The organism is uncultured Nevskia sp., from assembly GCF_903885465.1.
GTDB lineage: Bacteria > Pseudomonadota > Gammaproteobacteria > Nevskiales > Nevskiaceae > Nevskia.
This window is the reverse complement of the sequence record NZ_CAISIQ010000362.1, coordinates 1-11,295: the sequence shown is the minus strand read 5'-3', so window position 1 is coordinate 11,295 and position 11,295 is coordinate 1. Positions and strand designations below refer to the sequence as shown.

General features: G+C 62.9%; 9 protein-coding genes. 6 read left to right on the top strand and 3 right to left on the bottom strand.

All coding sequences use genetic code 11. The features are described 5' to 3' along the window. Positions 1-174 precede the first annotated feature (174 nt). Positions 175-909 carry a peptidoglycan DD-metalloendopeptidase family protein gene (locus tag QZY06_RS14300; protein ID WP_295685711.1) on the top strand — a complete coding sequence of 245 codons (735 nt, stop codon included), beginning with the start codon at positions 175-177 and terminating at the stop codon, positions 907-909. A 19-nt stretch (positions 910-928) separates the two neighbouring features. Here QZY06_RS14300 and QZY06_RS14295 read toward each other — a convergent pair whose 3' ends face one another. After that, on the bottom strand, positions 929-1,411 hold the full coding sequence (locus QZY06_RS14295; RefSeq protein ID WP_366523735.1) for a peroxiredoxin: 483 nt from the start codon (positions 1,409-1,411) through the stop codon (positions 929-931). Between the two features lie 215 nt (positions 1,412-1,626). Between QZY06_RS14295 and QZY06_RS14290 the strand changes: the two genes are divergently transcribed. Continuing rightward, positions 1,627-4,494 (top strand): serine/threonine-protein kinase, encoded by a 2,868-nt coding sequence (locus QZY06_RS14290; protein ID WP_295685707.1) that lies wholly within the window; start codon positions 1,627-1,629, stop codon positions 4,492-4,494. 62 nt (positions 4,495-4,556) lie between these two features. On the opposite strand, the gene QZY06_RS14285 is transcribed toward QZY06_RS14290, so the two are convergent. Both QZY06_RS14285 and QZY06_RS14280 read right to left on the bottom strand, forming a co-directional pair. Then, positions 4,557-5,066: a hypothetical protein gene (locus tag QZY06_RS14285; RefSeq protein ID WP_295685706.1), complete on the bottom strand. Its 510-nt coding sequence runs from the start codon at positions 5,064-5,066 to the stop codon at positions 4,557-4,559. A 115-nt stretch (positions 5,067-5,181) separates the two neighbouring features. After that, positions 5,182-6,102 (bottom strand): FHA domain-containing protein, encoded by a 921-nt coding sequence (locus QZY06_RS14280; RefSeq protein WP_295685705.1) that lies wholly within the window; start codon positions 6,100-6,102, stop codon positions 5,182-5,184. A gap of 240 nt (positions 6,103-6,342) precedes the next feature. On the opposite strand from QZY06_RS14280, the gene alaC reads away from it, so the two are divergent. The 4 genes from alaC to QZY06_RS14260 form a co-directional block, all read left to right on the top strand. Beyond that, positions 6,343-7,599, top strand: a complete 1,257-nt coding sequence (alaC, locus tag QZY06_RS14275; RefSeq protein WP_295685704.1) for an alanine transaminase — start codon at positions 6,343-6,345, stop codon at positions 7,597-7,599. After that, on the top strand, positions 7,596-8,897 hold the full coding sequence (locus QZY06_RS14270; RefSeq protein WP_295685702.1) for a homoserine dehydrogenase: 1,302 nt from the start codon (positions 7,596-7,598) through the stop codon (positions 8,895-8,897). The genes alaC and QZY06_RS14270 overlap by 4 nt, the downstream gene beginning before the upstream one ends. Positions 8,898-9,040: 143 nt before the next feature. After that, the gene (thrC, locus tag QZY06_RS14265) at positions 9,041-10,159 is read left to right on the top strand and encodes a threonine synthase (protein WP_295685700.1); all 1,119 of its coding nucleotides are present in this window, start codon (positions 9,041-9,043) and stop codon (positions 10,157-10,159) included. Positions 10,160-10,195: 36 nt separating this feature from the next. Next, positions 10,196-11,295: DHH family phosphoesterase (locus QZY06_RS14260; protein ID WP_367275649.1), on the top strand; the 1,100-nt coding region annotated here is incomplete at its 3' end.

The following is an 11,295-nucleotide window of genomic DNA, read 5'->3' as shown; positions in this document are numbered from 1 at the left end:
CGCGGCGATCACCTTTGCCGGTGCCACGCTTTGGTGCGGTGTGCTGGTGTCGGCCGGTTATTTCTTCGGCGAAGCGGCGGTGCAGGTCATCGTCCATTACACCCACGAACTGGCCTACGCCGCGCTGGCGTTGCTGGTGGGCGGTCTGCTGTGGTTCCTGACCGCCAAGCGCGCGTGAAACGGGCCGCCGCATTGGCGCTGGCTGCGCTGATGCTGCTGATAGCGGGCTGCGCCATCGAGTCGCCACGAGCCAAGGTGTCGCGCTCTTCGGTCAAGCCGCCGCAGCGCTCAGCGCCGACCTTCGGCGAGGTCTATGTCGTCACCAAGGGCGACACGCTGTACTCGATTGCTTTCCGTAACAACCTCGACTATCAACAGCTTGCCGAGTGGAACGGCATCGGCAGCGATTACCGGATCAATATCGGCCAGCGCCTGCGCTTGACGCCGCCGGGCACAGCGGCCGCCGCTGACGTGGTGACCCAGGTACCGTCACGTCCGACGCCAGCGCAGTCAACGCAGCCTGTGTTGCCGACGCTGGAAGGCGCCGGCACCTGGGAATGGCCGACGCGCGGCACGGTGGCGCGCGGCTTCGATGCCGGCGGCAACAAGGGTCTCGATATCGCTGGCGAGCTGGGCCAGATCGTCGTCGCCAGCCGTGGCGGCCGGGTGGTCTACAGCGGCGCGGCGCTGAAAGGCTACGGCGAGCTGGTGATCATCAAGCACGACGAGCAGTACCTGTCGGCTTACGGCTACAACCGCAAGCGCCTGGTCAACGAAGGTGAAGAGGTGGGTCCCGGCCAGCCGATCGCCGAACTCGGCGAAGGTCCGGCGCAGAAGCCGCTGCTGCACTTCGAGATTCGCGACCGCGGCCGGCCGCTGGATCCCAGACGCCTGCTGCCAGCTCGTTGAACTGCCAGCAGAGATCGACTTACTGCGGCTGCTTCGCCTTCCACTCCTTGACCGCCGCCAGCGTGTTGGCCACGTGCTTGTCCGGGCTCAGTGCCGAATAGGCGTAGGAGACGGTGGAGTCCGGCAGGATCACGAACGAGGTGCGATCCGAGTAGCCGACCAGCGGAATCTTCGCGTCGTAAGACTTCGAAATCTTCAGATCCGGATCGGCTGCCACCGCGAACTTGTTGCGGCATTCGCTGACCGAGAACTTGTTCAGCGTGTCGATATCGTCCTTCGAGACGCCGATCACCGTCGCACCCAGCGCGTTGAATTCCTCGGTCGCTTCGGCGAACAGATGCGCTTCCACCGTGCAGCCCTTGGTGAATGCCGCCGGGTAGAAATACAGCACCACTGGGCCCTTCTTGAGCGCGTCGGCTAGCGCGAACTGGAATGGCTTGCCGGCCAGGGTTGCCTGGGTGGTGAAATCCGGTGCCTTGCTGCCAACCTTCAGCGCAGCCATCGCCGGCACCACGCAGCCCAGCGCAAGGGCCGCAGCAAGAAACTTCAGGCGCTGCCGGGAAACGACAGGATTCAAGGACATCGGGTGCCTCCGCAAGGGTTGTTGATTTTCTAGCTTACTCGCGGGGAGCTTGTGTGGATTCAATGCACAATTGTCAACACGACACGGAGTCGTGACACTGCGTGAGACACGAACGGTTCGATCAAGCACCCTAGATGACAGACGACCGCGCCATCCGCCTGCAGGCCTTGTTCGACGAAGCTTCGCTGCTGCCCTGGGATCAGCGCGGCGAATTTCTCGACCGTGTCTGCGCCGGCGACATCGCCTTGCGTCTGGACCTGGAGCGGCAACTGCGCAATGTCGGCGACACCGTCGTCGTTCTCGATCGCTCGGCGGTGACCGACGAAACCGAAGCGCCTCCTGAACCGCTGCAGGCGGGCACCTTGCTGGGCCCCTGGGAAATCGAGCGCCTGGTCGGCCAGGGCGGCATGGGCGAGGTCTATCAGGCCCGGCGGGCGGATCAGGCCTTCGAACTGCGGGTGGCGATCAAGCTGCTCAAACGCGGCCTGGACACCCATCAGGTGATTCGTCGCTTCCTGCTCGAGCGCCGCATCCTTGCCCAGCTCACCCATCCAAACATTGCCCACGCACTGGACGCTGGAGCAGCCCCGGACGGCCGCCCCTATCTGGTGATGGAGTACGTCGAAGGTCAGGCGATCACCGAGTACGCGCGCACTGGCACCAACGGACTGGCGCTGTCGATCACTGAAATGCTGCGGCTGATGATCGTCGTCTGCCAGGCCGTTCAGGAAGCGCACAAACGGCAGATCGTCCATCGCGATCTGAAGCCGTCGAACGTGTTGGTGACGGCGGAAGGGCAGGTCAAGCTGCTCGATTTCGGCATCGCCAAATCCCTCAGCGAAGAGGAAGTGGACGCCACCCGGATGGCCGGCGAAGCCACCGCGCTGACGCCGGCCTACGCCGCGCCCGAGCAGATTCTCGGCCAGGCGATCACGCCGGCTACCGATGTCTATGCACTCGGCGTGATGCTCTACGAACTGCTGACCGCACGCCTGCCGCATCGGCGCGAAGGACGATCGGCCAGCGTCATCGTCGTCGAGCTGGATAAGGAAACCGTGCTGCGGCCGAGCATCGTGCTGCGCCAGGAGCGCGGCCGGCTGCCGGAACCCGAACGTGCTTCACGTCTGCGCGAGGTGTCGAAGGATCTGGACCTGATCGCCCTCAAGGCCCTGCATCCGGATACCACAAGGCGTTATGCCGATGCCGAAGCGCTAGGCGACGACCTGCAACGCCTGCTCGATCAACGGCCGATTCTGGCGCGGCCTGACTCGCTGGCTTACAGCGCCAATCGCTTCGTGCGACGTAATCGACTGGTCGTGGCCGCAGCAACGGCAGTGATGGTGGCGCTGACGGCCGGCCTGAGCATTGCCATCTGGCAAGCCGGCATCGCCCGCACCGAGGCGCGCAGCGCGCTGTTGCAAAAACAGCGTGCCGAGCAGGTCAAGGAATTCATGCTCTCGGTGTTCAAGGAACAGGATCCTTACGAGCACACGCGTCAGCAGCAGCGCACGCCGCTGCAGCTGATCGTCGAGGCCGCCAAACGAGTCGATACCGATCTGAGTGGCGATCCCGAGATTCACGCCGAAGTGCTTGTCGAACTGGCCGGCATCCGGGTCAATCTCGGCGATGTCGCCGGTGCTCGCGAGATGCTGGAACGCGCGCTCGCTCAGCAGAAATCGATCTACGGCTCGGACAGCCTGCCGGTGGCGCGTAGCCTGATCGAACTGGCGCGAGCAGCGGACAAGGAAAAAGGCGATGGCTCCGCTGAGATCGAACCGAATGCGCGCGAGGCGCTGCGCATTCTGGTGTTGCCAGGGCAGGGCGATCGTCGCGCCCTTGCTGATGCCAAATTGCTGCTTGGTCGGGCGCTTGGGTTTTCCCGGGCCAGCACGACCGAAGCCTTGAATGTGCTTGAGGAAGCGCGGCAGATCGATGAAGCGATTGACGGCAAGGACAGCCGCGCAGCAGTCAATGTCCTGCTGGCGGAGATGGCGGTGTTGCGACGAGCCAGTCGAGTAGCCGAAGCGGAAACGGCGGCACGGGAGGCTATTGCAAGACTGGAGCGTATCGCCGGTCCAGAGAACATCCGTCTTGCGTATCCCCTGTCTGAGCTCGGTTCGCTATTGACTGAGCTGAGTCGATATTCTGAAGCAATTCCGGCGTTGCAGCGTTCTATTGCGATTCGGCGTAAGGAGCTAGGCGACAAGGCTCCTGGTTTGGCGATCAATCTGGCTTTTCTTGGTCAGGCCTATGCAAGTCTTAATCGCTTCGACGAAGCCGAAATAGCTTTTATTGAAGGCGAAAGTGCAGTGTCGGAGCATGACGAAGCCACACTCTATTATTTTCTGTTTCAACGCCTTACCTTTGAACAGAATGCTGAGCGATGGCCGGAGGCTGAAGCAGATGCCCGTCGTGTTTTTGCCCTCTCTCGCAAGCTGTATGGCGACGAGTATCCGTACACGTGGTGGGCAGCCTCTTCGTTGGGGTACGCGTTGGCATCACGAGGTCAGTACAGCTCAGCGGAGAAAATCCTCACGGAGGCCAGATCGCGGATGGAGGCTATCGTGGGTGCGGATGCATACGACAACGCGTTTCCCGCTTCAATGCTTGGCATCGAGAGATTGTTAAGTGGTAGACCTGAGGAGGCTCTCGAACCTCTGCGCAGCGCGCTTGCCTTAACAGAAGCCGTTTTTAATCGCACTACAACGACTTGGGCAACCAACGCTCTCAATCTCGCTGAAGCGCTGCTCCAGATTGATACGACGGCAGCGAGTTCGGAAGCAAAAGGGCTTATCGATCAGGCATTGCTAGTTTTCCAATCGTCATCGGAGCCGGTATTTCTCGCCAAAGCACTAATTGATAGAGGGCTTTGGCAGATAAACAATGGAAATAACTCCAGCGGCGTGAGGGATATGACTGAGGCAGATAAGTTGCTCAAGAACAATTTCGGTAACCACGACATTGATCTTGCTCGAATCCAGCGAGCCTTGAAACGCAAGTAAAAGCCATCGCGCGACTTCTCGAGCGATGGCGTGGTCGTTATCTCTGCTAAGTTGATCTAAGACTACCGAGCTGGCGGATCATTTCTCGGCGGCTGCGGCGGTCCGATAACTTTGATCGCGCCAACAATCACATTATTGCCTCTCGTCAAAACAGCGGCGACTCCACTAACCACAAGCTTGGGAATATTGAAGTCGTCTCTTGGTGGCTGCGGTGGTCCGATAACCTTGATCGCGCCAACAATGACGTTGTTCCCTTTGGTCAGTACGCTGGCAATGCCACTAACCACAAGCACTGGAATACGCGGAGCATCGGGATTAGGCATCAGCGACGGAAGGAGTCCGGTCAAGGACAAAGGCGGGCGATCGCCTCGCGGAAGCAAGATGGTCGACAAATTCGCAGCCGGCAGACCAGGCAAAGCTCGCGAACTGGCCAACGGCAGAGTCGGTAGCGACGTCAGAGCGGCCGGCGAAACTGAGCTGGTCAGCAAGGGCAGGCGCGCCAACGTGGCTGCCTGCGCAGCATTCGACAGCATTCCCAGTGCTGCCAACGCAAATAACAGAGTTTTCTTCATGGATCCCCTCCAAGCACGACAACGGTTAACAAACGTCAACTGACGAATTGATCACATCATGTACACATGGAAACGGTCAATGGAGTTTTTGTCGGGTGGCCAACAAAAATGCCTATCAACGATTGGAGATCTCGAAATTCAGCGTGAACAGGCCTGCCGGGTCGTCTGCAAACGATCTGCCGATCGACAGACTGCCGCCGGTCGGTAAGGTCATCTTCTGGCAGTAAGGCAGCAGGATTTCCTTGCCGTCGACTCCTTCTCTGAGCCAGGTGCCGTTGCGGCTGATGTCCTGCAGGAACCAGCAGTCGTCGATGCATTCGATCGTGGCGTGGGTCGATGACACCTTCAGTTCCGGATCGGGCACGACGAGATCGCAGGTATTGCCTCGGCCGATGAGCTTCTTCCGGTCATGGCTGGGGAAGGTCAGCGTGGTGTCTCCATGCCTGAGATGCAGCGTGGTCGACGACGCGGCCGTGTCCCGTTCGGCGGCGAACACGGTGGCTGTCGGCGCGCCCTGCGACTGCCAGCCCAGTGTCCAGACGTTGAACTTGCCCAGGCCTTTGAGCGATCGGCTACCGAAGGGCATGGCTTGCGTTCTCAGCGCCAGTGGCAACTGACCGAGACTTTCTTCAAGCAGGAAGATCTGCCCCGGCGCATCTTCGGCCATCTTGTGCAGGCGGGCGACGAAATTGATCGTCTGGCCGACGGCATCCTGGTGACCGTCGGTCAGCCGGAACTGCACCGGGCCGAAGTGGAAGCCGGCGTACAGGCGCAGGCCGACTTCCGACGCCAGCCGTTGCGCCTTGATCGCGATTTCGGCAGTGGCGGCAACCTGGTCCTGCTCGAAGACCGCCAGCACGTCGTCGCCGTAGGCCTTGATGAAGGTGGCGCCGCGGTCGCGTGCGGCGGCGATGATGCTGTCGAGCAGGTGATGAATCTGCCGGCCAGCTGCCAGTTCGCCGATCTCGCTGCGCAGTTTTGTCGATCCGGCGATATCGACGATCAGCACGCCGCAGTGACGCACGTCTTCTGACACCCTGGTCCCCGGTGATTTGCGTGACGCTGCTGTCACCTCGACATTCTGAACTTCATTGGCCGCTACCGGCAGCAGCAAATTCGCACGTCCGGGGCGGGGCCTGCAGGCCAGTTCGAGGGCGGCCAACCGTAGCAAAACGCTAGCCGTGACCGGCCGCGCATGCTGTAATTAGCGGCTCTTTCATCGCTGTTGTTGCGCAATCGTGCCGATCCGGCACCCGACCCGTCATCCGAGGATCCCTTGAACACCGTCTTCCCGCGCATCGAGCGCCTGCCGCCCTACGTCTTCAATATCGTCGGTGACATGAAGAAGGCGGCCCGAGCTCGTGGCGAGGACGTCATCGATTTCAGCATGGGCAACCCGGATCAGCCGACGCCGAAGCACATCGTCGACAAGCTGGTCGAGGCGTCCGTCCGTGGCACCGAGAGCGACTATGTGCGCCCGGAAGTCCACGACGAGGACGGCACCCATACCCATCGCTACTCGGTCTCGAAAGGCATTCCCCGCCTGCGCCGTGCGATGGCGACCTGGTACAAGCGCCGCTATGACGTCGACCTGAACGCCGAGACCGAGGTCATCGCGACCATCGGTTCGAAGGAAGGCCTGGCTCATCTGGCGTTCGCCACGCTCGCCCCTGGCGACACCGTGCTGGTGCCGAACCCTGCGTATCCGATCCACCCCTTCGGCGTGGTGCTGGCGGGTGCCGACGTGCGCCACGTCCGCTTTCCGCAGGACGATCCGAATCACGACATCTTCTTCGAGGAACTGCGCAAGGCGATCAAGGAATCGACGCCGACGCCGAAGATGCTGATCCTGAATTTCCCGTCGAACCCGACGGCGCAATGCGTGGAGCTGGATTTCTTCGAGCGCGCCGTGGCGATCTGCCGCGAGCACGAGATCTGGCTGATCCACGATCTGGCCTATGCCGACATCGTCTTCGACGGCTACAAGGCGCCGAGTGTGCTGCAGGTGCCGGGTGCGAAGGACGTGGCGGTCGAGTTTTTCACCCTGTCGAAGAGCTATAACATGCCGGGCTGGCGGGTCGGCTTCATGGTCGGAAACCCGGTCCTGGTCGCAGCGCTCGCGCGGATCAAGAGCTATCTCGACTACGGCATGTTTACGCCGATCCAGGTCGCCTCGATTGCTGCCCTCGAAGGCCCGCAGGACTGTGTGGCCGAAATCTGCGAGATGTACCGCAAGCGGCGTGACGTGCTGGTCGAGGGCCTGCTGGCCGCCGGCTGGCCGGTGACCAAGCCGAGGGCGACGATGTTCATCTGGGCGCAGATTCCCGAATCGCACCGGCATCTCGGCTCGCTGGAATTCTCCAAGCAGCTGATGGAGCAGGCGCATGTCGCGGTGTCGCCCGGCATCGGCTTCGGCGAGTACGGTGACGACTACGTGCGCTTCGCACTGATCGAGAACGAGCACCGCACGCGTCAGGCGACGCGCTCGATCAAGAAGTTTCTGAAAGCGAGCCTCAAGGCCGCCAAGCCATGAGCGAGCCGCTGAAAGTCGGCATCGTCGGCCTCGGCACGGTCGGGCAGGGTGTCGTCCGCGTGCTTCAGAAGAATGCGGCGGCAATTGCCGCACGTGCTGGCCGGGCAATCGTGGTCACCGACGTATCGGTGCGCAACGCGGCTGCCAGCCGTGACTGCTCGCTGGCTGGCATCCGCGTGCACGCAACCCCGGAAGCGGTGGTGGCGGCCGATGTCGATGTGATCTGCGAACTGATTGGCGGCACTGATCTCGCGAACGACCTGATCCTGGCGGCGCTGGCCGGTGGCAAGTCGGTGGTCACGGCGAACAAGGCGTTGATCGCCGAGAAGGGCAATGCCCTGATCGCCGATGCCCAGGCCCGTGGCCTGAGCCTGGCCTTTGAAGCGGCCGTGGCCGGCGGCATTCCGATCATCAAGGTGCTGCGCGAAGGCCTGACGGCGAACGATATCGACAGCCTCGCCGGCATCATCAACGGCACCTCGAATTACATCCTCACCCAGATGACGGTGAAGGGGCAGAGCTTCGCGGATGCGCTGAAGGATGCTCAGAAGCTCGGCTACGCCGAAGCCGACCCGACCTTCGATGTCGAAGGCATCGACGCCGCCCACAAGCTGACCATCCTCGCTTCGATCGCGTTCGGCACGCCGCTGAACTTCGCGGCGGTGTCGACCGAAGGTCTGTCCAAGGTGCAGGCTGAGGACATCCAGCTGGCCCGTGAACTCGGCTACCGGATCAAGTCGCTCGGCATCGCCAAGCGCAGCGAGCACGGCGTCGAACTGCGCGTCCATCCGACGCTGGTGCCGGACGATCATTTGCTGGCCAAGACGGATGGCGCGCTGAACGCCGTCCGCGTTCATGGCAATGCGGTCGGCCAGACCGTCTACGTCGGCCGTGGCGCCGGTGGTGAACCGACCGCGTCGGCGGTGATCGCCGATCTGGTCGACATCGCTCGCCTGAACGGTGCTGCGCCGGTCATCCCCGCGCTCGGGTTCACGGCCGCTGCGCTGGCGGCCCAGCCGACCCTGGGCATCGAAGCGATCGAATCCGCGTACTACCTGCGCCTCACCGTCGCCGACGAGCCAGGCGTGCTGCGCGCGCTGACCACGATCCTGGCCGATGCCGATATCTCGGTGGAAGCGATCCTGCAGAAGGAACCGGAAGACCATGAAGATGCGCGCATCGCGATCATCACCTCGGTGATCAGCGGCAGCCGCTTCGACGCCGCGCTGGAGCGCATTCGGGCGCTGCCGTTCGTGCGGCCGGACATGAGCCGTCTCAGAGTCGAGCATTTCGAATAAGTGATGCCTTTCTCCCTCTCCCACCGGAAGAGGGCCGGGGTGAGGGAGCGCCGCTCGATTCAGAGTGGCTATGCCGGAAACGGCGGCACTCACCCCAACCTCTCTCCCGGTCGGAGAGGGGCTACAAAAATCGGAGCAACCCCGTGACTCGTTACACCGGAATCATCGATGCCTACCGCAGCCGTCTCCCGTTGCCCCCGGAAGCCAAGGCCATCAGCCTCGGCGAAGGCCGCACGCCGCTGATCAAGCTCGACAACCTCGTTCGCCATGAAGGCGTCGAGGCGGACATCTACGTCAAGTTCGAAGGTACCAACCCGACCGGTTCGTTCAAGGATCGCGGCATGACCATGGCCGTGACCGAGGCCGTGCATCGTGGTGCCAAAGCGATCCTGTGCGCGTCGACCGGCAACACGTCCGCCGCCGCCGCCGCCTACGCCGCGCGCGCTGGTATCAAGTCCTTCGTGCTGATTCCGGAAGGCAAGATCGCCATGGGCAAGCTGGCCCAGGCCGTGGTTCACGGTGCGACCATCGTGCAGGTGCGCGGCAACTTCGATGACGGCATGCGGCTGGTCAAGGAAGTGTCGGAAACCTCGCCGGTGGTGCTGGTCAATTCGGTCAATCCGTATCGCCTTCAGGGCCAGAAGACGGCCGCTTTCGAGATCGTCGAAGCGCTCGGCGAAGCCCCGGACTACCACTGCCTGCCGGTCGGCAATGCCGGCAACATCACCGCGCACTGGATCGGCTATTCGGAATGTGCCGGCACCGGCACTCAGGCTTGCTTGCTGTGCAAGGGCAACTGCACGTTCTGCCAGACTGGCAGCACGAGCAAGCGGCCGAAGATGATCGGCTATCAGGCCGCCGGCAGCGCGCCGTTCATGCGTGGTGCGGCCGTCAAGAACCCGGAAACGGTCGCCACCGCGATCCGCATCGGCGACCCGCAGAGCTGGGATCCGGCCTGGATTGTCCAGAAAGAGTCCGGCGGCTGGTTCGATGAATGCACGGATGCCGAAATCCTCGCCTGTCAGCGTCTGCTGGCCGAGCAGGAAGGCGTGTTCTGCGAGCCGGCATCGGCAACCTCGCTGGCCGGCGCGCTGCGCGATCTGAAGAGCGGCAAGATTCCGGCCGGCTCGACCGTCGTCTGCACCTTGACCGGCAACGGCATGAAGGACCCGGACATCATCCTCAAGGGTGGCTTCCCGGCGCTGATCGAAGTCGATGCCGTGAAGAGTGCAGTCGAGCGGGTGCTGGTCGATCGGCTGTAGTCCGACGCTGACTCGACGGTGAGCCGCGCGCCGACCATCCGCCGTCGTCCGCCCGGCCAGCCGCAAGCGCTGCCGGCTTCGCTGCCGCCGGTGCTGCGCCGCGTCTATGCGGCGCGTGGCCTGAGCGATCCTGCGCAACTGGCGCTCGATCTGAAGCACTTGCTGCCGCCGGATCAGCTGCTGGGGATTGGCCGCGCCGCCGAATTGCTGGCCCAAGCCATTCGCGAGCAGAAGCGCATCGTCATTGCCGGCGATTACGACGCCGATGGCGCCACTGCCACGGCCGTCGCCGTGCTTGGTTTGAAAGCGCTCGGTGCGGCCAGCGTCGGTTACGTGGTTCCCAACCGCTTCACGATGGGCTACGGGCTGTCTCCGCCACTGGTCGAGCTGGCGCGCGGGCAGGGCGCTGAACTGCTGGTGACGGTCGTCAACGGCATCGCCAGCCTGGCCGGCATCGAAGCCGCAAATGCGATCGGTTTGCCAGTCGTGGTCACCGACCATCATCTCGCCGGGCCGGAATTGCCGGCCGCGGCGGCGATCGTCAATCCGAACCAGCCGGGCTGCCCGTTCGCGAGCAAGCATCTGGCCGGTGTCGGGGTGATGTTCTACGTGCTGCTGGCGCTGCGTGCCCGGCTGCGGACCGAAGGTGCGTTCGGTGCGGGTAGCGGCCCGAACCTCGCCGAGCTGCTTGATTTGGTCGCGCTGGGAACGGTCGCCGATGTCGTCAAGCTCGATTACAACAACCGCATCCTCGTGCAGCAGGGGCTGGCGCGCATCCGTGCCGGACGGGCACGGCCGGGGCTGATGGCGCTGCTCGAAGCGGCGGGCCGCACGCCGGAACGGATCAATGCCGGCGATCTCGGCTTCGTGCTCGGTCCGCGTCTCAATGCTGCCGGTCGGCTCGATGACATGGCGCGCGGTATCGAATGCCTGCTGGCGTCGGATCGCGACACAGCACTGCCGATCGCCCAGGAACTCGACAAGCTGAATCGCGAACGACGCGGTATCGAAGCGCAGATGCGCGACGACGCGCTGGCGCTGGTTGCCGAAAGCGACGATGTCGGTGTGGTGCTGCACGAGCCGGATTGGCATGAAGGCTTTTACGGCAACAGAACCGTTTCGTTTGTGGGTGGGCG

Bases quoted from the DNA above. Each gene is read 5' to 3' on its own strand.
- QZY06_RS14295 (WP_366523735.1), bottom strand. From the start codon at position 1,411: ATGGCTGCGCTGAAGGTTGGCAGCAAGGCACCGGATTTCACCACCCAG.
- QZY06_RS14270 (WP_295685702.1), top strand. From the start codon at position 7,596: ATGAGCGAGCCGCTGAAAGTCGGCATCGTCGGCCTCGGCACGGTCGGG.
- QZY06_RS14285 (WP_295685706.1), bottom strand. From the start codon at position 5,066: ATGAAGAAAACTCTGTTATTTGCGTTGGCAGCACTGGGAATGCTGTCG.
- QZY06_RS14290 (WP_295685707.1), top strand. From the start codon at position 1,627: ATGACAGACGACCGCGCCATCCGCCTGCAGGCCTTGTTCGACGAAGCT.